At 65.0% G+C, this 23,776-nt stretch carries 22 protein-coding genes and 3 pseudogenes; 14 read left to right on the top strand and 11 right to left on the bottom strand.

Annotated elements, in window-relative coordinates; translation table 11 throughout:
- Positions 1-74 precede the first annotated feature (74 nt).
- On the bottom strand, positions 75-935 hold the full coding sequence (locus tag HAP54_RS39640; RefSeq protein ID WP_166296466.1) for a DMT family transporter: 861 nt from the start codon (positions 933-935) through the stop codon (positions 75-77).
- A complete protein-coding gene (locus tag HAP54_RS39635) occupies positions 932-1,438 on the bottom strand; it encodes a MarR family winged helix-turn-helix transcriptional regulator (RefSeq protein ID WP_166296464.1) in 507 nt (168 codons plus the stop codon). The genes HAP54_RS39640 and HAP54_RS39635 overlap by 4 nt, the downstream gene beginning before the upstream one ends.
- 215 nt (positions 1,439-1,653) lie before the next feature.
- Between HAP54_RS39635 and HAP54_RS39630 the strand changes: the two genes are divergently transcribed.
- A complete protein-coding gene (locus HAP54_RS39630) occupies positions 1,654-2,451 on the top strand; it encodes a DUF899 domain-containing protein (protein WP_166296462.1) in 798 nt (265 codons plus the stop codon).
- 34 nt (positions 2,452-2,485) lie between these two features.
- Here the strand turns inward: HAP54_RS39630 and HAP54_RS39625 are convergent, their stop codons facing one another.
- Complete coding sequence (locus tag HAP54_RS39625; RefSeq protein WP_166296460.1) at positions 2,486-3,370, bottom strand: LysR family transcriptional regulator; 885 nt, start codon at positions 3,368-3,370, stop codon at positions 2,486-2,488.
- 99 nt (positions 3,371-3,469) lie between these two features.
- Here HAP54_RS39625 and HAP54_RS39620 point away from each other — a divergent pair, with 99 nt between their 5' ends.
- Positions 3,470-4,027 (top strand): GNAT family N-acetyltransferase, encoded by a 558-nt coding sequence (locus HAP54_RS39620; RefSeq protein ID WP_166296458.1) that lies wholly within the window; start codon positions 3,470-3,472, stop codon positions 4,025-4,027.
- Complete coding sequence (locus HAP54_RS39615; RefSeq protein ID WP_166296455.1) at positions 4,024-5,217, top strand: MFS transporter; 1,194 nt, start codon at positions 4,024-4,026, stop codon at positions 5,215-5,217. Before HAP54_RS39620 ends, HAP54_RS39615 begins: the two co-directional genes overlap by 4 nt.
- Before the next feature lies 1 nt (position 5,218).
- Here HAP54_RS39615 and HAP54_RS39610 read toward each other — a convergent pair whose 3' ends face one another.
- On the bottom strand, positions 5,219-6,658 hold the full coding sequence (locus HAP54_RS39610) for an MFS transporter (RefSeq protein ID WP_166296452.1): 1,440 nt from the start codon (positions 6,656-6,658) through the stop codon (positions 5,219-5,221).
- Positions 6,659-6,785: 127 nt separating this feature from the next.
- Between HAP54_RS39610 and HAP54_RS39605 the strand changes: the two genes are divergently transcribed.
- Positions 6,786-7,712 (top strand): LysR family transcriptional regulator, encoded by a 927-nt coding sequence (locus tag HAP54_RS39605; RefSeq protein ID WP_339156802.1) that lies wholly within the window; start codon positions 6,786-6,788, stop codon positions 7,710-7,712.
- 12 nt (positions 7,713-7,724) lie between these two features.
- Here HAP54_RS39605 and HAP54_RS39600 read toward each other — a convergent pair whose 3' ends face one another.
- A complete protein-coding gene (locus HAP54_RS39600; RefSeq protein ID WP_166296446.1) occupies positions 7,725-8,633 on the bottom strand; it encodes a LysR family transcriptional regulator in 909 nt (302 codons plus the stop codon).
- Positions 8,634-8,795: 162 nt separating this feature from the next.
- Between HAP54_RS39600 and HAP54_RS39595 the strand changes: the two genes are divergently transcribed.
- A protein-coding gene (locus HAP54_RS39595) for an IS630 family transposase (protein ID WP_166296443.1) occupies positions 8,796-9,742 on the top strand; the annotation gives its coding sequence in 2 pieces (ribosomal slippage) (positions 8,796-9,135 and positions 9,135-9,742; 948 coding nt in all).
- A 159-nt stretch (positions 9,743-9,901) separates the two neighbouring features.
- A pseudogene (locus tag HAP54_RS39590) lies at positions 9,902-11,418 on the top strand (MFS transporter).
- A gap of 51 nt (positions 11,419-11,469) precedes the next feature.
- Here the strand turns inward: HAP54_RS39590 and HAP54_RS39585 are convergent.
- Together HAP54_RS39585 and HAP54_RS39580 are read right to left on the bottom strand one after the other, a co-directional pair.
- Positions 11,470-11,874: a cupin domain-containing protein gene (locus HAP54_RS39585; RefSeq protein WP_166306878.1), complete on the bottom strand. Its 405-nt coding sequence runs from the start codon at positions 11,872-11,874 to the stop codon at positions 11,470-11,472.
- Positions 11,875-11,967: 93 nt separating this feature from the next.
- Positions 11,968-12,369 (bottom strand): Ohr family peroxiredoxin, encoded by a 402-nt coding sequence (locus HAP54_RS39580; RefSeq protein ID WP_166296440.1) that lies wholly within the window; start codon positions 12,367-12,369, stop codon positions 11,968-11,970.
- 148 nt (positions 12,370-12,517) lie between these two features.
- Between HAP54_RS39580 and HAP54_RS39575 the strand changes: the two genes are divergently transcribed.
- Together HAP54_RS39575 and HAP54_RS39570 are read left to right on the top strand one after the other, a co-directional pair.
- On the top strand, positions 12,518-12,985 hold the full coding sequence (locus HAP54_RS39575) for a MarR family winged helix-turn-helix transcriptional regulator (RefSeq protein ID WP_224741582.1): 468 nt from the start codon (positions 12,518-12,520) through the stop codon (positions 12,983-12,985).
- A 144-nt stretch (positions 12,986-13,129) separates the two neighbouring features.
- Complete coding sequence (locus HAP54_RS39570; protein WP_166296434.1) at positions 13,130-13,588, top strand: EF-hand domain-containing protein; 459 nt, start codon at positions 13,130-13,132, stop codon at positions 13,586-13,588.
- An 8-nt stretch (positions 13,589-13,596) separates the two neighbouring features.
- Here HAP54_RS39570 and HAP54_RS39565 read toward each other — a convergent pair whose 3' ends face one another.
- Both HAP54_RS39565 and HAP54_RS39560 read right to left on the bottom strand, forming a co-directional pair.
- Positions 13,597-14,934: an ATP-binding protein gene (locus tag HAP54_RS39565; protein ID WP_166296431.1), complete on the bottom strand. Its 1,338-nt coding sequence runs from the start codon at positions 14,932-14,934 to the stop codon at positions 13,597-13,599.
- Complete coding sequence (locus tag HAP54_RS39560; protein ID WP_224741583.1) at positions 14,931-15,677, bottom strand: response regulator; 747 nt, start codon at positions 15,675-15,677, stop codon at positions 14,931-14,933. Before HAP54_RS39560 ends, HAP54_RS39565 begins: the two co-directional genes overlap by 4 nt.
- Before the next feature lie 263 nt (positions 15,678-15,940).
- Between HAP54_RS39560 and bamA the strand changes: the two are divergent.
- A pseudogene (bamA, locus tag HAP54_RS39555) lies at positions 15,941-18,454 on the top strand (outer membrane protein assembly factor BamA).
- 109 nt (positions 18,455-18,563) lie between these two features.
- Positions 18,564-19,115 carry a carboxymuconolactone decarboxylase family protein gene (locus HAP54_RS39550; RefSeq protein WP_166296428.1) on the top strand — a complete coding sequence of 184 codons (552 nt, stop codon included), beginning with the start codon at positions 18,564-18,566 and terminating at the stop codon, positions 19,113-19,115.
- Between the two features lie 8 nt (positions 19,116-19,123).
- Here HAP54_RS39550 and HAP54_RS39545 read toward each other — a convergent pair whose 3' ends face one another.
- On the bottom strand, positions 19,124-19,267 hold the full coding sequence (locus HAP54_RS39545) for a hypothetical protein (RefSeq protein WP_166296425.1): 144 nt from the start codon (positions 19,265-19,267) through the stop codon (positions 19,124-19,126).
- Between the two features lie 40 nt (positions 19,268-19,307).
- Between HAP54_RS39545 and HAP54_RS52655 the strand changes: the two are divergent.
- From HAP54_RS52655 to HAP54_RS39530, 4 genes and pseudogenes are all read left to right on the top strand, one after another.
- Positions 19,308-19,592: pseudogene (locus HAP54_RS52655) on the top strand (hypothetical protein); the annotation flags it as partial.
- 441 nt (positions 19,593-20,033) lie between these two features.
- Complete coding sequence (locus HAP54_RS39540) at positions 20,034-21,200, top strand: ABC transporter substrate-binding protein (protein ID WP_224742014.1); 1,167 nt, start codon at positions 20,034-20,036, stop codon at positions 21,198-21,200.
- A 142-nt stretch (positions 21,201-21,342) separates the two neighbouring features.
- A complete protein-coding gene (locus tag HAP54_RS39535) occupies positions 21,343-22,560 on the top strand; it encodes an MFS transporter (RefSeq protein WP_166296419.1) in 1,218 nt (405 codons plus the stop codon).
- Positions 22,561-22,730: 170 nt separating this feature from the next.
- Positions 22,731-23,063 (top strand): hypothetical protein, encoded by a 333-nt coding sequence (locus tag HAP54_RS39530; RefSeq protein WP_166296416.1) that lies wholly within the window; start codon positions 22,731-22,733, stop codon positions 23,061-23,063.
- A gap of 27 nt (positions 23,064-23,090) precedes the next feature.
- Here the strand turns inward: HAP54_RS39530 and HAP54_RS39525 are convergent, their stop codons facing one another.
- Entirely contained in the window at positions 23,091-23,741 is a 651-nt protein-coding gene (locus HAP54_RS39525) for a glutaminyl-peptide cyclotransferase (RefSeq protein WP_166296413.1), read from the bottom strand.
- Between the last annotated feature and the right edge of the window lie 35 nt (positions 23,742-23,776).

Here is a 23,776-nt window from a genome sequence, read left to right as displayed (position 1 = left end):
GTCCTCGGTGTTGTCCGACATCAAGACGAACGAGGAACGGCCAAAGTGACATGATGGCGAGATTTTTCTGGAATCTAGTCCCGCGACAGCACCAGCACATTGCCGGCCAGGGTCGCGGCGGTGCCGGCGAGCACCGGCCAGCCGAGCGCAAGGTGCTCGAACAGCGCCGACAGCACCAGCGCGACCAGCGGCACCAGCGCGAGTGTGTAGGCGGCGCGGCCGGGGCCGAGGCGGCGCACCAGCTCGAAATACAGCATGAAAGTGATGCAGGACGCGGCGATCGCGAGATAAAGGAAGCTTGTGAGATAAGAAAGGGAAATGTCGGCCGCAAACGGCGTGCCGGTCGCTGTGGCCCAAAGTGCGCTCGCGGCTGCGCCGACAAATGCGCCCCAGGCCAGCACGGAGACGACGGGCAGTCCGGCGCGCTGGTTGCGCGCACCGACGGTTGTTCCGGCGCCGGTTGCGATCGCCGCGGTGAGCGCCCAGGCGAAACCCGCCAGCGGCGCGGTGCCATGCGCGGCGGCGCCGGGCAGGAAGATGATCGCCAGCCCAAGGATGCCGCACAGCGCGCCCCACACGAAGCGGGAGGAGATCGGAACGCCGAGCGCGGCGCGCGCGATGACGGCCGCGAACAGCGACGATGTCGACAGCACCAGCGCCCCAAGCCCGCTCGGCATCCGCGCGGTCGCTTCATAGAAGGCGATGGAGGCAATGGCGAAGAACAGCAGCCCCTGCAACGCGACGGCCGGACGATCTTTGCGCGGGATCGCCAGCGGCACGCCGCGCAGCCGGCCGTAGCCGACCAGGATGAGGCCCGCCAGCACCATGCGCAGCGCGACCGACCACGGCGCGGGCGTCACGCCGGCCTGCATCGCGGTCGCCAGCGCGCCGCCGCCCCACAGCAGTGCGGTGAGCGCGAACAGTGCGGCGGTCATGGCGCGCCGGCGTCGTCAAGCAACGCGTGCCAACCGCCGCCGTCGATCCGTGCGCTTTCTCCCTCAAGCCTGGTGAGGGCGGAATCCAGCGTCGTTCGCTCGCCCTCAGAGAGGCGCGCCAGCAGCCGCGCCTCGATCGCGCAGCCGAGCGCGGCGATCCGGTTGAAGGCGGCCCGGCCGCTGCGGGTGATGCTGACCGCGGCGAAGCGGCGATCGGTCTTGCCGGGGCGGCGCAGCGCGAAGCCGAGCTCGACCAGCTGGCCGATGCCGCGGCTAACCGCGAACGGATCGAGCGCGCAGGCGCGGCCGATCTCGGAGGCATTGGCGGCATTCCGTTCGGCGATGACGGCGAGGATGCGCCAGCCGGCCTGGCTCAGTCCGAATGTCTCGCCGTAAAAACTCTCGAGCGGGCGGGCGACCTGCGCGGCGACCAGGAACAGGCGGTAAGGCAGCCAGGCGCTGAGCTTGAGGCCATCATCGGACGCACGGGCGGTCTGTTTCATGGGGCAGGAGGCTCGCATGCGTAATTGCAAAGTGCAAGCATATCGCAAGGACGAAGTCGGGCATCGAGACGCATGCGGGAAAATCCCGACACACTTGTCACTCCCACCCGTCGCTGCCGCTGCGCCAGATTGCGGCATGGCCAATGACGAACGGCCGCGGACGTGGAACTGCGCAGTGGTCGCGGAGTTCGTCCAAATCGGAGACGGAGATCAATATGAGCAAATCAGCGGAAAACGATCGCGGCGGACTGGCGGCGATGCAGACCCCGCCGGTGGTGTCGCAGGAGGCGTGGGAGGCGGCGCGCCTGCAGATGCTGGCGAAGGAGAAGGCGCAGGTGCGGGCGCGTGACGCGCTCGCCGCCGAGCGGCGGCGGATGCCCTGGATGGCGGTCGAGAAGCCGTATGTGTTCGAGGGACCGAACGGCAAGGTCAGCCTGCTCGATCTGTTCGAGGGCCGCCGGCAGCTGATCGTCTACCGCGCCTTCTTCGAGCCCGGCGTGTTCGGCTGGCCGGAGCACGGCTGCCGCGGCTGCTCGCTCGGCGCCGATCAGGTCAGCCATCTCTCCCATCTGAACCAGCGCGACACCACGCTCGCCTACGCCTCGCGCGCGCCGCAGGCCGATATCGCGCGGCTGAAGGCGCGGATGGAGTGGGAGATGCCGTGGTACACCATCACCGACAGTTTCGATGCCGACTTCGGCGTCGCCGAGTGGCACGGCCACAACGTCTTCATTCACGACGGCGCGCGGATCTTCCGCACCTATCTCGTCAACAGCCGCGGTGACGAATCGATGGGGACGGTCTGGAGCTATCTCGACATCACGCCGTTCGGCCGCCAGGAGCTCTGGGAGGATTCGCCGAAGGGCTATCCGCAGGGCCCGACCTACAAATGGTGGAACTGGCACGACAATTACGATGCCGAGGCGACGCCGAATGCAAAATGGGCGGCAGTCACCGATGCCGGCGAGGCCGCGTTCCGTGAGATCGCGGAGCAGGAGCGCAAGGCCACTTGACGGGGTGGGGCAGGGAGGGCGCGCAGCGTCCTCCCTAGCGGCAGTTGTTCCTTGCGGCCGACAGCGTCTGCCGGAGCCCGCGGTCAAGGCGTTTGTCGCGGCGGATGACGACGGCGAGCCGGCGGTACAGCTTTGGCGACAGCGAGCGCACGACGAGATCGCGCTGTCCGGTCCTGGCGGGGACGGCCATGCCGGGCAGCACCGCGCAGCCGAGCCCGGCGCGCACCATCTCCTTGATCGCCTCGACGCTGCCGAGCGACATCAGCGGTTTCGACGACGCGCCGCCGCGCGCCAGCCACTCGTCCGCGGTGCGTCGCGTGTTGCCGCCGGGCTCGAACAGCAGGACCGGCCTGGTCGCCAGCACCTCGGGCGTGATCCGCGCCGGCAGTTGCATGTCGCGGGGCGCGATCAGCACGAACTCGTCGTTCATGACAGGGGTGATCTCAAAACTTCGTCCCGACACCGGCAGTGTGACCAGTGCGATGTCGATCGCGTTGTCCTCGACGGCTCTGGCGATCTCCGCCGTGTTGCCCGTGGTGACCGTGATCTCCAGCGAGGGCAGTGCGGCGCGTAGTTCTTTCAGGATCGGCGGCAGCAGGAAGATGCACGCGGTCGCGCCCGTGCCGAGCCGCACCCGGCCTGCCGTTCCCGTCGTCTGCTGCGCGACGGCGTCGACCGCCGACGTCACGGCCGCGTTGATCTGCTGCGCATGCGACAGCAAGGCGACGCCGGCGGCGGTCGGTCTGGCCCGCCGTCCGACCCGCTCGATCAGGGTTGCATTCAGGCTGCGCTCGAGCTGGCGCACCTGCAGGCTCACCGCGGGCTGCGTCAGCTGCAGCCGTTCGGCCGCCGCGGAGAAGCTGCCGCAATCGATCACCACGGCGAAGCTCTCGAGATAGTCGAGGTTGAGGCTCTTCATCAAAGTATCTCTTATGCGTCGCATAAGCTGTCAAAGCTTCACTTATATAACGCCAGGGCGCATGCTCGAGCAACATTGACGGCTTGGGTGAGAGACGGAATGGCGGTAGGCAGCAACGGCGTCGTGGTCCGCGACGCTGCGGACGGTGACATGGCTGACGTGCAGGGCATCTACGCCCATCACGTGCTCAACGGACTGGCGACCTTCGAGGAAGTGCCGCCGACGGTGGACGAGATGCGCAGCCGCCGGAACGCCGTTCTGGCGGCTGGGCTGCCGTATCTCGTGGCTGTCGTTGACGGCCGGGTGGCCGGCTATTCCTATGCGACATCGTATCGGCCGCGGCCCGCCTATCGCCATACGATCGAGGATTCGGTCTATGTATCGGAAGGCCTGCGCGGGCGCCGCATCGGCGCTGCTTTGCTCGAAACACTGATCGCGCGGGCAGAAGCAGGACCGTGGCGACAGATGCTGGCCGTGATCGGCAACAGCGGCAACGCCGGATCGATCGCGCTGCACCGTCGCTTGGGCTTTCAGCCGGTGGGCACCCTGACCTCGGTCGGCTTCAAGCTCGGCCAATGGGTCGACACCGTGCTGATGCAGCGGCCACTTGGGCCGGGCGCTGCCACGCTTCCTTCGGACCGGGAGACGCCTCGTTGATCGCACGCCGGGTTGTGGTCGCCCTCGGGCTTGCTCAACTGATATCGTGGGGCGCGACCTATTACCTGATCGGCGGCTTCGGCGAGCAGATCGTTTCAGATCTCGGCTGGAGCCGCGACATCGTCTACGGCGGATTTGCCGCTGCGCTGTTGGTGATGGGCGTGACGTCACCGCTCGCGGGCCGGTGGGTGGACGGGCGCGGCGGCCGCGAGGTCATGGTCGCGGGTGCCGTGATCAACGCGCTCGGCTGCGCCGGTCTCGCTGTCTCGCATCAGATCAGCACCTATTTCGTATCTTGGATCGTTCTTGGTCTCGGTATGCGGCTGACGCTGTACGATGCGGCGTTCGCGGCGCTGGCCCGGATCGGCGGACCGGAGGCACGCCGCGCGATGTCCGGCATCACCCTGCTCGGTGGCCTGGCGGCGACGGTGTTCTGGCCGCTCGGCCATACGCTCTCGGAACATTTCGGCTGGCGGGCCGCGGTGCTGGCCTATGCGGGCCTTGCGCTGCTGACGATCCCGCTGCATCTGCTGATCCCGAACCAGCGGTTTGCCGGCGTGCCGGGCTCCAGTTCGGTGGTGCCCAAGCAGCCGCGCGCGGTCGGCCGGCGGCAGCTTGCGGCGGCAGGCGGGCTCTACGCCGCGATCATGACCGGCGCGAATTTCCTGAATGCCGGGATGTCCGCGCACATGATCGCGGTGCTCTCCGGCCTCGGGCTCACCGTCACCATGGCGGTGTGGATCGCAACGTTCCGCGGAATTGGGCAATCCGCCGCGCGTCTCTGCGAAGTGCTGTTCGGCGGACGGATCGATCCGCTCGCGCTCAACCTGGTCGCTTGCCTGATCATGCCGCTCTCCTTCATCGCCGGCCTGTTCAGCGGGTCGTCGAAGGAGATGGGGATCGCCTTCGCGCTGCTGTACGGCGCCTGCAACGGCATTCTGACGATTACGAGGGGAACGCTGCCGCTGATCCTGTTCGATCATCGCAGCTATGGCACGTTGGTCGGCCGGCTGATTGTTCCGAGCTTCATCCTGCCGGCGGCGGCGCCGCTGGCCTATGCGATCGTGATCGACCGGCTCGGCGATGCGAGTGCGCTCTATCTGTCCACCGGCCTTGCCGCGATGACGTTGCTTGCGGCCGCCCTGCTGAAGCTGCTGTTTCCGCCGCGTCGTGAGGACGCGAAGCAATAGCTCAACCCGCCGTCGGCTCGCGAGGCAGCCACAGCGAGAGCCAACCGCCGACGGCCAGCAGCGCCACGTTGCAGCCGAGCGCGATCGTGAAAGCGTGCGCGTAATCGTCGGTCTGCGGATGCGGCCCAAGCAGGCCGTAGAAGACGCCGCCGATCACCGCGACGCCGAGCGCGGCGCCGATCTGGAAGGTCGAGATCATCATGCCCGATGCCAGCCCGGCATGGCGCGGGTCGATGCTGCCGATCACGGCCTTGATGACCGAGGGCATCACGGTGCCGAAGCCGAGCCCGCCGCAGATCAGGCCGAAGGCGAGGCTTTGTGGCAGCGCGCCGCCGACCGACAGCATGACGATACCAAAGCCGATCACCTGCAACGCAAAGCCCAACGTCAGCGTGCGGGCGCCGAGCCACTGCATCACCAGCGGTGACACGAGCGAGCTCACGAAGAAGCCGGTGGCAAAGGGCAGGGTGGCAAGCCCGGCCGCCAGCGGAGACCGATGCAGTCCGCTTTGCAGGTAGACCGCAAAGGTCAGGTAGAACGACGACAGCATGTAGAAGGCGAGGGCCATCACCAGGCCGATGACGAAATCGCTGTTGCGCAGCAGGTGCAATGCGACCAGCGGGTCGCCGCCGCGGGCTTCGAGCCGCGCCTCGAAGCGGACGAAGGCGGCGAGCACTAATGGCGAGGCCAGCAGCATCGCGATGATCCACGCCGGCCAGCCGAGTTCACGTCCCTCGATCAGCGGATAGACCAACAGGCCGAGCGTCAGCGACAGCAGGATGACGCCGCCGATGTCGAGCCGCTGGGCGTGCTCCGCGCGGGAGTCGGTGAGGTACAGCACGCCGCCGACAAACGCCACGAGGCCGATCGGCAGGTTGATGAGGAAGATCGCCTGCCAGACCAGTCCGAACGGATGGGCCGATACCAGAACGCCGCCCAGCACCTGGCCGCAGATGTTCGCAAGGCCGAAGGTCGCGCCGTAGAAGCCGAGCGCACGGCCCTGTTCAGCCTCCGGAAACAGCACGCGGATCGAGGCAAGCACCTGCGGCGCCATCACCGTCGCGGTGAGGCCCTGCAGGATTCGTCCGGCGACCAGCACCGTGGGCGACCATGCGATGCCGCACAGCACCGACGCGATCGTGAAGCCGGCGACATCGGTCAGGAACATGCGGCGACGTCCGAAGAGATCGCCGAGCCGGCCGCCGGTGATCAGGAACACCGCGTAGGTCGCGGCATAGGCCGAGATCACGAACTGGACCTCGCTTGCGCTGGCGCCGAGATTGTCGCGAATGGCCGGCAGCGCGAGATTGACGACATTGAAATCGAGGATCGGCAGGAAGGCGCCGGTGAGCAGCACGGGCAGGGCCAGCCATCGCCGCGGGTCCGCTGTCGCCGGCCGTGGGTCGTGCAGTTGCAACGTCTCGGTTGTCTCGCTTGTCACCTGCCAGCCCCTCCTCGGCAATCGGCAAGGCTCGGGTGGGGTGCGCGAGGCCGATTGAATAATGGAGAAGATGGCCTGTTCGCTCGCGATCGGATATTATTCAGATATGGCAAATGAGTTTGCAAAAATGCACAGTGCAGGAATGCACAGCGCGCTGGACTGGAATGATCTCCGGCTCGTCCTCGCCATTGCGCGGGAGGGTAGTCTTTCGGGCGCGGCGCGGAGGCTCGGCGTCACGCATTCCACGGTGTTTCGCCGTCTCGGCACGATCGAGCAAACGATCGGAACGCGGCTGTTCGAACGCTTCCGCGACGGCTATGCGCCGACGCCTGCGGGAGAGACCGCCGCGGCATCGGCGGCCCGTCTCGAGGACGAGGTGCTCGCGCTAGAGCGCAAGCTGGCGGGACAGGACCTCAGGCCGTCGGGTCCGGTCCGGATCACGACAACCGATACGCTCGGCGCGGTCTTGATGCGGCATCTGCCGGCGATGCGGGCCGCGCATCCGGAGATTCAGCCCGAGATCGCCATCTCGAATGCGATGGCGAACCTGACGCGCCGCGAGGCCGAGATTGCGATTCGGCCGACGCCCGCGCCATCCGAGCTGCTGGTCGGGCGGCGCGTTGCCGATATTGCGCATGCGGTCTACGGATCGCGGGCTTATCTCGCCCGGCGCGACGACAAGGATCTGTCTGCACACGACTGGATCGGGCTCGACGACGTGCTGGCGGGAACCGTGATTGCCGGCTGGATGCGCGACAAGTTACGTTCAACGCGGATCGCCTGCCGGGTCGATGCGCTTCCCGCGCTGCGCGACGCGGCCATCGCCGGAATGGGGCTCGCCTTGCTGCCCTGCTATGTCGGCGATCTCGCGCCCGCACTGCGCCGCGTAACCCCGAAGACGCTTGCCGAGCCGCGATCGGCGCTGTGGCTGTTGACGCATGACGATCTCAAGCGCACCGCGCGCATCCGCGCCACGCTCGATTTTCTGGCCAAGGCGCTCGCGTCGGAGCGCGCGCTGTTCGAGGGCAAGCGCGCCGACAGCGCGCGACGCTAGTCGGCATATGGTTCAGGACCCAGCCGCTTCCATGACGGCACGGATTTCCTCGGCTGCGCGATCTGCAGGCAGCCGATGATGCTCGCGAAAGGCGCTGACGAGCGTCTTCAGCACGACGCGGGATTTTGCATCCGATAACGCTGACAGCAGGACGATCTCGGACGGCGGAAGGGCAGGCAGGCCGAACCGGCGGCTGACCTCGATTGTGCCTGCCGGTGCGAGGCGGCACGAGAACACCAAGGTGGCGAGGCCGGCGGCGACCGCGTCGGCGACCGCAAAGGATCCGCAGCCGAGGAAGGTCTCCGTCCACGGAATGCTCGCCGCCGCCAGCGCCCGCGTGGCGATGTTGAGCACGCCGCAGGACGGCGAGGAGGCGGCCAGTCGCAGCGGCTCGCCGGCGCGATGGACAAAGTCCGGCGTGGCGAACCAGCCGTAGTGATCCGTCGCCAGCATCTCGCCGTCGCGGCGGTCGTCCTCGCGGCGGATGATCGCGGCGTCGATCTGGCCGCGATCGAAGGCGTCCAGCAGGTCGCGGGAATCGTCGAGTCGGACCTCGATGGTGAGCGCCGGGTCGTGCGCATGCAGCCGCGCCAGCAAGGTCGGGACCTCGGCGCCTCCGACATGGGTTGCGATGCCGAGCGAGAAGCGGCGGCGGCGCGCGGGTGACAGTCCCGCGACAGCGCGATCATGTGCGGCGAGCAGTTCGCGCGCCGGCACGAGGAATTCGGCGCCCTGTGCCGACAGGCGTACGAGCCGCGGTGTCCGCTCGATCAGCCTGTGGCCGACCCGGCGCTCCAGCCCCTTCAGCTTCACGCTGATCGCACCCTGCGTCGTGCCGAGTGCTTCGGCGGCGCGCGTAAAACTCCTGAGCTCGGCGATGGTCACGAAGGTCTTCACGGCATCGACGTCAAGCGTGGTCATGTCAGTCATCCGGAATTGTTGTCTCTGAAATATCTAGTCATCCAATTCACCAATGCTCAAGCCGTGACTAGAGCATTTTCCGACCGGAATGAATCGGGTGGGGATTCCCAAAACGGCGCGAGTCAGATTCAAGCTGCATGCTGGCGAGGGAGGCCAGCATGTATGGCCAGGGCGCTTTCGGTTGATCTTCGTCAAAGGGTGATAGCCGCGATTGACGGTGGCATGTCCTGTCGACAGGCTGCTGAGCGCTTTGGTGTCAGCGCGGCCAGTGCGATCCGCTGGCGCGGTCGCCTCAAGGAAGTTGGCGACATCGTTCCTAAACGCCAGGGCGGTGACCGCAAATCGCAGCGCATCGAAGCGCATTCGCAATTGATTCTGGAGGCAGTGACAGCGAAGCCGGATATCACGCTCGCCGAGTTGCGAGAACTGTTGAAACGTCGTGGAATATCGACTGGCATCGCGTCGCTCTGGCGTTTTTTCCAGCGCAGAAAGATCACACTTAAAAAAAGACAGCGCACGCCGCCGAGCAACGGCGCGGCGATATAAATGCCGCGCGTGAGGAGTGGTTCGAAGGGCAAATCGATCTTGACCCTGAGCGTCTCGTCTTCATCGACGAAACCAGCGCCAACACCAAAATGGCGCGGCTTTACGGCCGCTCGCCACGCGGCGAGCGATGTCGTGCAGCTATCCCACACGGACATTGGAAGACGACGACATTCACCGCTGGATTGCGCTCCGACGGTCTGATCGCGCCGCTTGTTCTGGACGGTCCAATGGATGGCGACGCTTTCCTGGCCTACGTCGAGCAATTGCTCGCCCCATCGCTGCGGCCGGGCGATACCGTTATCATGGACAACTTGCCCGCTCACAAGGTCCATGGCGTTCGAGAGGCCATCCGGGCGGTCGGAGCAAGCCTGCTCTATCTTCCGCCCTACAGTCCAGACTTCAACCCGATCGAAATGGCCTTCTCTAAACTGAAAGCCCTGTTGCGGGCCGCCGCAGCGCGCACCATGCCCGATCGCTGGCAAGCAATCGCCAACGCTCTCAAGCGCTTCTCACCCGAGGAATGCCAAAATTATCTCGTCGCGGCTGGTTACGACGCAACGTGATCGGAAAATGCTCTAGCTTTGCGCTCTGAAGCGCCGCGGCCACCCGATTCCTGCCGCTGCTGCCTCAATACATCGTGAGTCAATCGACCGACGCTGCTGCCAGCACCCTGGCAACAGCGTGCGGTATGCCGTTGGCTCGGCACAACAAAAGGCCTGATCATGTCTTCTGAACTGAGCCGCCGCGGCGCTGTCGTGCTGTCAGCCGTATGCCTTGCCTGCCTGATGTTTGGATTGGAGATCTCCAGCATCCCCGCAATCCTGCCGACGCTCGAGCAGGTGCTGCATGCCGACTTCAAGGCGCTGCAATGGATCATGAACGCCTACACGATCGCGGTCACCACGATGCTGATGGCGATCGGGACGGTGGCCGACCGCTATGGGCGCAAGCGCATCTTCCTGGTCGCGATCGCGGCGTTCGGCATCACCTCGCTGATCTGCGGCGTCGCGCAGAGCGTAGAAATGCTGATCGTCGCCAGGTTTCTGCAGGGCCTCAGCGGCGGGGCGCTGTTGATCTGTCAGATCGCCGTGCTGTCGCATGAATTCCAGGGCGGCCGGGTGCGTGCGGTCGCCTGGGGCTGGTGGGGCGTCATCTTCGGCATCGGTCTCGGTTTCGGGCCGATCATCGGCGGCGCCGTTGCCGCGGTGTTGAGCTGGGAGTGGGTGTTCCTTGTCCACGTGCTGTTCGCGGCTGTGGCGTTCGTGCTCACGATCGGTGGCGTCCATGAATCGAAGGACCCGAAGGCAAGCAGCCTCGACGTCGCCGGCATCGTGACGATGTCGCTCGCCGTGTTCTGCCTCGCCTTCTACATCACGCAGGGGCCCGATCTCGGCTTCCTAGGCACGAAGGGGCTCGCGATCCTCGGCGTCTCCGCCGTGAGCTTCGTCGCGTTCCTCGTCGCCGAAAAAGTCAGCCGGCGGCCGATGTTCGACTTTTCTGTGTTCCGTATTCCAGCCTTCTCCGGTTCGATCATCGGCTCGGCGGCGATGAACCTCAGCTACTGGCCGTCATGATCTATCTGCCGATCTGGTTTCACGCCGGCCTCGGCTATGACAGCGTGTCCGCCGGTCTTGCGCTGCTCGCCTATACGCTGCCGACATTGGTGATGCCGCCCTTCGCTGAGCGCCTGTCGCTGCGCTATCAGCCGGGCCTGATCATCCCAGTGGGGCTGTTCATCATCGGCACCGGATTCATGCTGATGAGGTTCGGCAACGCCGCTGCGCAGCCCGACTGGCTGACGATGCTGCCGGGCTGCCTGATCGCCGGAATTGGTCTCGGCATCACCAACACGCCGGTCACCAACACCACGACGGGCTCGGTGTCGAGCGACCGTGCCGGCATGGCCTCCGGGATCGACATGAGCGCGCGGATGGTCTCGCTCGCGGTCAACATCGCGCTGATGGGTTTTATCCTGGCGAGCGGTGTGCTGGCGCATCTGAAGGCGGTGCTGCCGGCACTGGACGGCGCGCAACTGCGCGTCATCGCCGAGCGGATCGCGGCCGGCGATGTTGCAGCGTCGCCCGAGCTGACCGGCCCGGTCGTGCATCAGGCGCTCGCCAGCGGCTTTGGCTGGGTGATGCTCTATGGCGGCGTCGGCGTGTGGATCATGGCCGCGACCAGTCTGCTGATCTTCAACGCGCGGCCGGTGCGGCAGGCCGAGGTTCAATGCACGAAGTGAAGGAGATATCGCCGCGCCCGCCCCGGGATAGGGCCGGGCAGGTGGCAGGCTTCACTTCACGAGAGAGAGCAGCGGCTTGTCCTTCTCGACAATATAGGTCGCAAGCTCGCTGGCGGTAACATTGCCGACGTTCTTCGCCGCATGGATCGTGCCTGCGGGGATGAACTGCACGTCGCCGGCCTTCAGCGTCGCCGGCGGCTTGCCGTCGACGTCGTATTCGAGCGTGCCGGCGAGCACATAGATGATCTCTTCGCCGGGATGGGAGTGCCGGCCGAACGCCTTGCCGGGCGCGATGTCGACACGCACCTGGACGGCTTCACGTCCGGGCACGCTGAGATCATGGCGCTGCAGGTCGGTTCGCGTGATGCCGGCCGGCTGCTGAGCCTGCGCGGTCGGGATCGTCAGGAAGCTTCCAGCGATCAGGGCCGCTCTTGCGAACAGGCGCGTCGCCTTCATCAGTCTGCTGGTCATTTTGAACTCCTGTGCTTCGTCGTCCGACCGCGAGCCGGCAAGTGGCCGGCCCGCGCCGGAGGTCGTCATGCGCGCGTCTCAGACAAGGGTGGTCGTGACGTCGATGTTGCCGTGGACCGCCTTGGAGTAGGGGCAGATGCCGTGGGCGGCTTCGATCAGCTGCTGCGCAACCTCGCGCTCGACGCCGGGAACGTGGACGTTGAGGCGCGCGCTCAGGAAGAAGGCGCTACCGGCCTGGTTCAGATCGATCTCGGCGTCGACCTCAGGCTCGCTCGCGAGCTTGACCTTGCGTTGTCCCGCGGCGAGTTGGATCGCGCCGATGTAGCAGGCCGACCAGGCGGCCGCGAACAGGTTTTCGGCGGCAGGGTGCGGCTGCGGCAGCTTGACGTCGAGGAAGCCGTCGCGCGAGCGGGCGGCGCCGTTCGCTCCGGCGGTGACGTGGGTCTTTCCGGTGACGAGAACCTTGGCATTGGCGGTCATGGCGAGCTCCTTTTGGATGTATATAGATCGTATACGATCTAATCGGATGCGCGTTGAAATAGACCTGGCGCCTGAGCGTGTCAAGCACTTCCGATTTAATCGGATACGATTTATATTGACCCGGACATCACGAACTCCGGAGACGCCCGTGACCCGCCCCTCCAAGGCCGACACCAAAGCCCGAAAACTCTCGAATTTTCTGTGCTTTGCGGTCTATTCGGCCAATCTGGCCTTCGGCCGCGCCTACAAGCCGCTGCTGGACGCGGTCGGCCTGACCTACACGCAATACATTGCCATGGTGGCGCTGGCGGAGGCCGACGATCTGACCGTCAGCGCGCTCGGCGAGAAGCTGTTTCTGGAATCCAACACGCTGACGCCGATCCTGAAGAAGCTGGAGCAGAGCGGCTATATCAGCCGCGTCCGCGATCCCGCCGATGAGCGGCAGGTGCGGGTCAACCTGACGCCGGCGGGAAGGCGCCTGCTCGACAAGGACATCAACTTCTCGCTGATCGAGGCGACCGGGCTCGGCGACGAATTTCCCGTCGTACAGAAGAGCGTTGTCAGGCTTCGCGACAATCTGCTGCACAACACGCGCGGCGATCCGAAGAAGGGCTGATCCCGCGGCGGCAAATTGTAACGCGCTGTATCCGCACCGGGGCCTTCCGCATTTTCGCCACGGCACGACCGGCAACTCCGGCCCGCGTCGCAATGATGCGGAGGAGGGATCAGTTTGCGCGGAAGATCGTCATCGATCTGCGGGATGATTGCCACGATGAGCCTGCTCTGCGCGGTCATCTCCTTCGCATCGGCTCAACCGGTTCCGTCAGATCAGGAGCATCGTCGCGAGGCGGGCGGAGATCGTTCGCCGGCGAGCGCAGCCGAGATCTGGGACGCCAATCGCGATGGCGTTTATACCTGCGACGAGTGGAAGGCCTATCTCGGACGGCTGTTCGATCGTGCCGACCGCAACCACGACGGCAATCTGACGCCTGCCGAGTTCGAAGGCGTTCGTCGGCCCGGCAGCGCGCTCGCCGACGCGGATTTCGGCTATTTCGACGAGAACCAGGACGGCAAGATCACGCGCAGCGAGTTCGTCGGCAAGCCGAACGAGTTCATTTTGCAAAACGACAAGAACGGCGACTGCCGCGTCACCCAGGACGAGCTCAAGAATACCGGAACGGACCAGAAGCGACCGGCAGGCAGAGGCAAGAAATCCTGACGCTCAGCCTATCCAAGGGCGTCCTCGTGAAGCAGTCGGCGCGACGAATTCGACCCGCTGCGATCCGGCTCCTGGCGCGGCGTTCCTGGCAGCTCAATGCGGACGAGCAGGCCGTGCGGCACGTTGTTGTGCAACGAGAGCCCGCCGCCATGCCCGCGGACCACGGCGTCGGCGATCGAAAGGCCAAGTCCGAAGCCGCTTTTCTCATCCATGGTGCGCGCCTCGTCGCCGCGCACGAAGGGCTTCAGCATTTCGGCGCGGCGGTGTTCGGGAATCCCCGGACCGTCGTCCGCTACGTCGATGGTGGCCCGGTCGGCCGATGCGGTCAGCCGAATCTCCACCTCGCTTCCGAAGCGCAGGGCATTCTCGACCAGGTTGGTCACGGCGCGGCTGATCTCGCCGGAGCGGATCATCAGGGACGCCCTGTTCGGGCCCTGGTAGCGCACGACATGGCCGCAGTCGGAGAACTGCTCGCTGATCGTCTGCAACAGGGCAGCCACGTTGACGAGGGTCGGCTTCGCCGCGCTGCCGCCGCTCAGAAATGACAGCACGGATTCCAGCATCGCCTGCATCTGGTCGAGGTCGTGAAGGGTTTCCGCGCGGTGGGCGTCGTTCTCGATGTATTCCGATCTGAGCCGCAGCCGGGTGATCGGCGTGCGCAAATCGTGGCTGATCGCGGCGAGCATGCGCGTGCGGTCGTTCATCAGGCTGGTGATGCGTTCGCGCATCTGATTGAGCGCGACCGCCGCCGCGCGGATTTCCTCCGGGCCCGTCTCGGGAAGCGGTGCAGCCGCCTGGCTGATGCTGAAATTCTCGGCGGCGCGGGCGAACGCGGACAATAGAGCGCTGAGCGCGCGCCCGGCCCACACGCCGAGCAGCGTGACGCTGACGAACAGGAACAGGAACGTACTCAGCCAGAATGCGCCGATGAAGGGCGGCATTTTCGATGGGCCGATCGTTGCCTCGAACAGGGCGCCGTCCGGCAACCGAACCGCCGCCGGTGCGGTCTTCGCGGAAAACTCATCGACATCGTCGACGGCTGGCGCATTGGCATCGTCAGACAAACCCGGGCCGGCGTCGCGCAATGTGAAGTGCAGCCGGGGAAAGGCCCGATCGGCCGCCTGTAACAGCGTTGCGCGATTGGCCGCAGGGGTCACAGCCAGAAGCTTGGCAATCAACTGGAACTGATGGATCGGCCGGTCAGCAAACGATCGCGGCTTCTGGCTGGTGAAATACAGTCCGATCAGCGCGTGGATCAACACCAGCGAAAGCAGGATCAGCGCGGCGATCTGGCCGCTGATCCGCCGGAAACTGAAAAGCGCGGCAATCCTGCGGGTCCAGTTCATGCGTCTTCCACATGCGGCGTGAAGATGTATCCGCCGGTCCGCACTGTCCGGATCACGGATGATCCTTCGTTCGTATCGAGCTTGCGACGCAGCCGGCTGACCAGCACATCGATGCTGCGCCCGAACGGACTGGCCGGCCGGCTGCGCGTCGTGGTCAGCAGGCCATCCCGCGTCAGGATACGGCCGGGCCGCTCGCAAAATGCTTGCAGCAGATCGAACTCCGCGCTCGTCAGCGGCACCTGGGCGCCTTCGGGATCGCGCAGTTCGCGCACGCGCAGGTCGATGGTCCAGTCCTGGAAGCGCAGCCGGGTCGAGCTCTGGCCGGAGCGCCCGGCAAGATCGGCCTGGGCCTGACGGCGCAGCACGGCGTTGATCCGCGCCAGCAGCTCGCGCGGATTGAATGGCTTGGCGAGATAATCGTCGGCTCCCATCTCGAGCCCGAGGATCCGGTCGAGGTCCTCGCCTTTCGCCGTGAGCATGATGATCGGGATCGTCGAATCGCCGCGCAGGCGGCGGCACAGCGTCAGCCCATCCTCTCCCGGTAGCATCAGGTCGAGCACGACGAGATCGAGCGAATGCCCGGCAAGGTAGCGATCCATCTCCCGGCCGTTCGAGGCGGTGGCTACCAGGCAGGATTGGTCGCGCAGGTAGCGGGCAATCAAGTCCCTGGTTTGCTGATCGTCCTCGACGACCAGGATCTTTGGCGTATGTGCAAGCATGGTCCGTGTCTGGGCCCTGGTCATGATGTCATCTGGCGCGCGTTCTGGTGCGCGTTCAGCCACCAATCGACCAGCATACGCGTCGCTTGTGGGCGGCATTGTGCCTTTTCGTCAGTATAGTGTTTCTGGAGTGTAACCGGCGCGCGCCCGCCGGAAACAAACCGGGCAAGGGCTGCGTCGCGTCGCGCTTACAGTCCCAAACCACTGGAAATAAACCCGCAACCTAGCAGCCACACCGCAGCCATCACCGTCCCTTCACAACGGGTGGCTTGTTCGCGAGGTGTGGAATGAAGACGTGGCGGAGCCTTGTCGTGGCGGTCGTGCTCTCGGGTTTGTCGATCCCGGGAACGCCGGGGACATGGCTGTTGGTGGCTCCAGCGGCGGCGCAATCGGTCGATGCGATCACCGTCGAAGGCAACCGGAGAATCGAGGCGGAAACCGTCCGCTCCTATTTCAGGCCGGGGCCCGGCGGCCAGCTCGATCAGGCCGCGATCGACGACGGCTTCAAGGAGCTGCTCGCGACCGGGCTGTTCCAGGACGTCAAGATCAATCGCGCCGGCGGCCGGATTGTCGTCTCGGTGATCGAGAACCCGGTGATCGACCGGGTCGCGTTCGAGGGCAACAAGAAGATCAAGGACGAGCAGCTCTCGGCCGAGGTGCAGTCGAAGTCGCGAGGCACGCTGTCGCGGCCGATGGTGCAGTCGGATGCGTTGCGGATCGCCGAAATCTACCGGCGCTCCGGCCGCTACGACGTGCACGTCACGCCTGAGATCATCGAACGGCCGAGCAACCGCGTCGATCTCGTCTTCACCGTCGAGGAGGGGCAGAAGACCGGCGTCAAGACCATCGAGTTCATGGGCAACAACAGCTTCTCGGCGGCGCGCCTGAAGGACATCATCAAGACCCATGAGTCGAACCTCCTGAGCTTTCTCGGCAACGGCGACATCTACGACCCCGATCGCGTCGAGGCCGATCGCGACCTGATCCGCCGCTTCTACCTCAAGCATGGCTATGCCGACGTGCAGGTCGTGGCCGCGCTCGCCGAATACGACCCGGGACGCAAGGGCTTTCAGGTCACCTTCAAGATCGACGAAGGGCAGCAGTACCGCGTCGCGACGGTGAGCTTCCGCTCGACCATCGCGGGATTCGATCCAAATACCCTGCGCTCGCTCTCGCGTGTCAGCGAAGGTTCGCTCTACAACGTCGAAGCCATCGAGAAATCGGTCGAGGACATGCAGATCGAAGCCTCGCGCCGCGGCTATGCCTTCGCCGTGGTCCGTCCGGACGGCAGCCGGAATTTCGAGGCCCACACGGTGGGGATCATGTTCCGCGTGGAGGAGGGGCCGCGGACCTATATCGAGCGCATCGACATTCGCGGCAACGGCCGCACGCGCGACTACGTGATCCGGCGCGAGTTCGATCTTTCCGAGGGCGATGCGTATAACCGCGCGCTGGTCGATCGTGCCGAGCGGCGGCTGAAGAATCTCGACTACTTCAAGACGGTCAAGATCACCACGGAGCCCGGCTCATCGAGCGACCGCGTCGTTCTGGTCGTCAATCTGGAGGAGAAGTCGACCGGCGACTTCTCCGTCTCGGGGGGCTATTCCACGACCGACGGCGCGCTGGCCGAGGTCAGCATCTCAGAAAGCAATCTGCTCGGCCGTGGCCTGTTTGCGAAGGCAACGGTCAGCTACGGCCAGTACTCGCGCGGCCTGTCGCTGTCCTTTGTCGAGCCGTATCTGCTCGACTATCGCGTCGCGCTCGGGCTCGATGCCTATTACAAGGAGCAGTTGCCGACAGATTACACGACCTATGGCGTGAAGACGATCGGGTTCTCACCGCGGTTGGGTCTGGCACTGCGCGAGGACCTGACGCTCCAGCTTCGGTATTCGCTCTACCAGCAGGAAATCTCGCTCGATAGCGCCTACGCGAACTGCAACAACAACGCGTCCAACCCGTCGCTCGCGTTCAATCCCACGCCCGCCTACATCCAGAGTGTGCTCGGCGGCGTCGATCCGACCAACTCGGTCTCGTCAGGGCTCTATGGATATGGTTGCTACGGCGACGGCGAATCCACCTTGCCCGTGCGCAAGGAACTGGCTGCCGGTGCGACCTGGACCTCGCGCTAGGCTACACGCTCAGCTACAACACCCTCGACAACAACAAGAACCCGACCGACGGCCTGCTGATCGACTTCAAGCAGGATTTTGCCGGCGTTGGCGGCGACGTGACGTATCTAAAGAGCGCGGTCGACGCCAAATACTATACGCCGCTGGTGTCCGACCTTATCGTGCTGATCCACCTGCAGGGCCGCCTGCTCACCAAGATCGGAGACAACGATCTGCGCATGCTGGATCATTTCCAGATGGGGCCGAATCTCGTGCGCGGCTTCGCCACCAACGGCATCGGTCCGCGTGACATCACCTATGCGAGTCTCGGGGGGGGGGGGCGGGGATGCGCTCGGCGGAACCAAATATTGGGGTGCTTCGATGGAGCTGCAGATGCCATTCTGGTTCCTGCCCTCGGAGGTCGGGCTCAAGGGCGCGGTCTATGCGGATGCCGGCTCGCTCTGGGGTTACCAAGGACCGACGTCGTGGGCCGCGACCGGCGAGGTTAATACGGCTGCTTGCAAATGCGGCCTCCAATACGACGACGAGAATGTCGTGAGAACCTCGGTGGGCGTCGGACTAATCTGGGCGTCGCCGTTTGGGCCGCTGCGTTTCGACTACGCGGTGCCGATCACCAAGGGCAAGTACGACATCGTGCAGGAGTTCAGGTTCGGCGGCGGGACGTCGTTCTGAGCTAGTGGCGCCGACCTGACGCGACGCCTGCCATGCGGCGCTGCGGCTTGCGGCGCCTGCCGAAGCGGGGCAGGCTGCGTCGGTTCAGTTCCGATCCGAGGCAAGATCCATGTCACGCGTGTCCATCAAGACCAAGAACGACCTGCCGGCCGAGCTCAAGCCGCTGTGGGACAAGATGACGACCTATGGCGCGTTCGAGAACCAGGCCGGCGTCATGGCGCAGCGCCCGGCGATCTTCAAGCACACGTGGTCGCTGCTGGTCGATCTTGCCGACGAGGCGGTACTGTCGAAACGGCATCTCGAACTCGCGCTGGTGACGGTGTCGCTGTTGAACAAGTGCGAATATTGCGTGTCGCATCATGCGCCGAAGCTCGCGATCCAGGGCGTCTCGGAGGCGGGCGCCGAACGGCTGCTCGACTATCAGGATCATCCCGAGCTCGACGCGCTCGACAAGCTCGTGGTCGAATATGCGATCGCCGTCACCAACAACTGGAACAAGACCCGCGACGAGATCTTCGCGCGGCTGCGCGCGCATTTCTCGGAAGCCCAGATCGTCGAACTGACCTGGCGGATCGCGCTGTGCGGGGCCTTCAACCGCTTCAACGATATTTTGCAGCTCGATGGCGAGCAGGGCATTCAGCAGCGCGAGGCTGCGGAGTGATGGCCTGATCAGGCAACAGGTGTGATGCAGCCGCCGAGCGTCGCCAGGACGAAGTCGACGCGCTCAGATGATGAAACCTTCGGCAGGCTGATCACGTCGTAGTCGAGCGTCGGAAGCGTCTCTATCAGGTGCTGATTCTCTGCCGTCGCCACCTCGAACCCGTGCCGGCGCTTCGCTTCTGGAAGGCATGCTATGACTATGTGGCAGTCTGCAGATACTCTTCCGTCGAAAGCGCAAATATATGAGTACTGGAGGCATCGATTTTCGCGGTTGTACTTGCATGTAGAACCGAGGAAGCCTCGCTGTTGGGCTTGCGGATTTCACTATGGCACAAGGTACGACATCAAGCGGCCTGACGTGGGTTGGGACGAAATACTGCGATGTTGGAATCGCATTCCTCTTCAACGCTGTCACATAATCCCAAGATCGCTTAACGGAAGCGACAATGTGTCAAATTTGTTCTTGGTGTGCCGCGAGTGCCACGACCAGATGCCAAACACGAGCATTCCTGAGGTGTTCTTCAGGTGGGTTCGCTCACAAAACTGGGAGTCTCGTGAGGATGCCAAGATTCGAGATGCGATGAGGGCTTTCGGCGTGGACACAGTCAGCTTTCAAGATCTCGATCAGGTGATCGGCTCGTCTGAGTTCAAATCCTGGATCTCGGGCAAGTTCGGGTTGCATCGTCCACAATCGAACTACGCGCCGATTTCTTCGCGGCTCACGCCGGCGACGTTTGTAGGGTTGGCTGTCCTTTATCATCGCGAATTGGCCGATACCTCTCGGAGGTCGCGAGGCAATTCCGCAACCAAGCAATACCTGCGGGATTGCCCCGGCGGTTGCGCTCTTAACCAATCCTTTCGAGCCGCGCAGCTAGGCTCGGCTGACGTTGCGCTTGTCGGCGGTGCGAATCGAGGACACATGGCATCACGCACGATCACGTGCATCGCGCTCGCGTTGCTGCTCGGCTCCACGGCGCTGCGACCTTCGCGCGCAGCGGACGCCGGCGGACCGATCCGCGTCGGCGCGGTGCTGCCGTTTTCCGGTGGCGTCGAGCTTTATGGCCAGCAGGCGAAGCTCGGGCTCGATCTCGCGGCGCGCGACATCAACGCGGCGGGCGGGATTCTCGGCCGGCCGGTCGAGATCATCTATGCCGACGACAAGACGCGGCCGGAGGCCGCCGCTGACGCGATGCGCTCGCTGGTCGAGAAGGACGGCGCGCTGGCCGTGGTCGGTCCGATCACCTCGCGCAATTTGAATGCGCTGGTGCCGCTGGCCGAGAGTTCGAAGACGCCGCTGCTCTACGCCACCAATTACGAGGGCGGCAAATGCAGCCGGTATCTGTTCTCGTTCGGCGCGGTGCCGAACCAGGAGCTCGGCCAGCTGCTGCCCTACATGACCCAGACCTTCGGCAACACATACTTCCTGCTCGGCGCCGACCGGGTCTGGCCGCACCAGATGTTCGACATCGCGCAGCCCTTGATCGAGAAGCTCGGCGGCAAGGTGGTCGGGACCAAATACACGCTGGGGACCGAGACCGACTTTTCGCCGTTGATCAAGGAGGTCGCGGCGAGCAGGGCCAAGGTGCTGCTGTTCGCGCTGAAGGGCGACGGCATGGATTTCATCCGGCAGGCCGACGAGGCCGGGTTGCTGAAGGAGATCACGGTCGCTTTCCTTGGATTGTCGGAGGTCGATCTCGGCATCTTCCGCGGCAAGGGACAGAACATGGTGACCGTGGTGCCGGCGGTTGCGGCGAGCGACGACCCCTCGGTCAAGGCTTTCGTCGCCAAGGCGCGCGCTGCGGCCAGTGCCGGTGTCGCAGTGTCGAATTACGTGATGACGCACTACAACACCCTGATCGCGCTCAAGGTGGCGGCCGAGAAGGCCGGCAAGCTCGACAAGGAGGCCATCATCGACGCGATGGCGGGCCTCACCATTGCGTCGCCGACCGGCCCGGTGACGCTCGGTCCGGATCACCACGCGGCGATGAACATGTTCATCGCCAGGACGCAAGGGAGCGAGCTGGTGCAGGTCCGCGCGCTCGGCGAGATCGCGCCGCAGCCCGGATGCAGTTTGGCTGGTCGCTAGGCGCCGAGGGGGGAGGGGCGCGGTTGCGGCCATTGGAGGCTGCCTCGCTCGCAAAAAAGTGAGCCGGAGCGGATCGCCGGCTGTCGGTTCCTCGCCGTCCCGCTCGTCTTCCATCCAGAACGAGCTGAATGGGAGTTCCGGAATGAGCAATTCGACCTATCGCTGGGTGATCGTCGCGGCCGGCGGCCTGCTCGGCTGCGTCGCGATCGGCGGCATGTTTTCGCTGCCGGTGTTCCTCCAGCCCATGGCGCGGGAGACCGGCTGGTCGGTGACCGGCATCTCCAGCGCGATGACGATCGGCTTCCTCGCGATGGCCTTCACCAGCATGATCTGGGGCACGCTGTCCGACCGGTTCGGGCCGCTCCCGGTGGTGCTGACCGGATCGGTCGTGCTGGCGTCGAGCCTTGCGCTGGCAAGCCAGGCCACGTCGTTGCTGGCGTTTCAGTTCGTGTTCGGCGTGCTGGTCGGCGGGGCCACCGCCGCGATCTTCGCCCCGATGATGGCCTGCGTCACCGGCTGGTTCGACACCCATCGCAGTCTCGCCGTCTCGCTGGTGTCGGCGGGCATGGGCATGGCGCCGATGACGATGTCGCCGCTTGCGGCCTGGCTGATCTCCCACCACGACTGGCGATCCGCGATGCTGATCGTAGCAGGCGTGGTCGGCGCGATCATGATCCCGGTCGCGTTCCTGGTGCGTCGTCCGCCGGCGTTGCAAGGCGACCACGCTGAGGCGGTCACCGAGAACGGGGAGCCGCCGATGTCGCTGGCGCAGGCGCTGCGCTCGCCGCAATTCATCATCCTGACCGCGACCAGTTTCTTCTGCTGCGCCACCCATTCGGGCCCGATCATCCACACCGTCAGCTACGCAATCACCTGCGGCGTCCCGATGATCGCAGCGGTGACGATCTACAGTGTCGAAGGACTGGCCGGCATGGGCGGCCGTATCGCCTTCGGCCTGCTCGGCGATCGCTTCGGCGCCAAGCGCTTGCTGGTGTTCGGCCTGCTCGCCCAGGCGTTCGGCGCGCTCGGCTACGCCTTCGTCCGCGAGCTTGCCGCATTCTATGCGGTGGCGGCGGTGTTCGGATTCATCTATGCCGGCACCATGCCGCTCTATGCCGTGCTGGTCCGCGAGAATTTTCCGCTGCGGATGATGGGCACTGTGATTGGCGGCACGTCGATGGCCGGCAGCCTCGGCATGGCAACCGGCCCCTTGCTCGGCGGTCTGATCTACGATGCCTTTGCGAGCTACACGTGGCTCTATGTCGGCTCCTGGGCCATGGGCATCGGCGCGTTCCTGATCATGATGACGTTCCGGCCGATGCCGGCGGCGCGGCCCAATGCGGTGCCGGCGCCGGCGTGAAGTTTGCCATGCGTCATGCAGCGCGCCGCCCGGACCGACGTATTGTTCTTGCCGAGCGGCAGGCGAAACGGCAACGTTGTGGCATCATTGGATCGGTCGGGCGCTCACCCGCCCGAACGCCATTGCAGTGACCGTCATCACTGCGCCAACGAAGTCCGCGAGAGCCCACCATGTACCATGATCTCGAATGGTCCCCGGCCGAGAAGAAGATCGCGCGCAAGGCCTACGATTCAGCGCTAGTGTGCGCACTCGCCAGGGTGATGGCCGAATTCAAGAGCAGGGCCGGCGCAGCAGGGACGCCGTCGGAGATGTGGGAAGTTGGTGACTATCTGCACCGGCAAAGGAGGGAGATCGACGAGATGTTCGATTACCGGTACTCGCAGCTGCCACTTGTCTTCGCGCGGCTCATTCGAGAAGAGCATCTCGACGAGGCGCTGCTCGCGGGTTTGTCGGACGAAAAGCGTCGGATCATCCGCTCTATTCTTTCCCTGGCCGCGAAGTGATCACAGATATCCCTGAATAGGCCATCGTCATCCGGCGCGCGCTCCTCGCTTCGGCCGCCGGATGGCGCGCACCTTGTTGTTGGTGGAGCCGCTGCCGCAGAAGAACCGGTCCTTCCCGTCGGATTCGAGCCCGGAGACGAACACGCCCTGCGGCATCTCCAGCCGTTCGATCACTTCGCCGGTCTGCGGATCGATCCGCCGCACGTCGCTCTGGTCCTCCTCCCATGTGCCGTGCCAGAGTTCGCCGTCGACCCAGGAGACACCGGTGACGAATCGGTTGCTTTCGATGGTGCGGAGAATCTTGCCGGTCTCCGGATCGATCTGGTGGATCGTGCGGTCGCGATACTGGCCGACCCACAGCGAGCCTTCCGCCCAGGCCATGCCGGAGTCGCGGCCGCCGCCGGGCGCGGGGATGGTGGACACCACGCGTCCGCTGTCCGGCTCGATCTTCAGAATGCGGTCCTCGGCGATCTGATAGAGGTGCTTGCCGTCGAAGGCGGTGCCGGCATGGGCCGCGATGTCGAGGATGCGGGTGGTCTTGCCGCTGTCGGGATCGAACGCGATCAGCCGGCCGCCGGCGGCGAACCAGACCTGCTCGCCGTCGAAGCTGACGCCGCCCACGCTCTCGACGCCTTCGAAGGCATATTCCCGGATGATCTCGGCTTCGAACTTCTTCATGCGGCGCTCCTGGTTCTTGTTTTGACGCGTTTTCT

Origin of the sequence: Bradyrhizobium sp. 2S1 (assembly GCF_011516625.5) — a bacterium.
GTDB classification, from domain to species: Bacteria; Pseudomonadota; Alphaproteobacteria; order Rhizobiales; family Xanthobacteraceae; genus Bradyrhizobium; species Bradyrhizobium septentrionale.
This window is presented reverse-complemented; position numbering and strand designations above follow the sequence as displayed.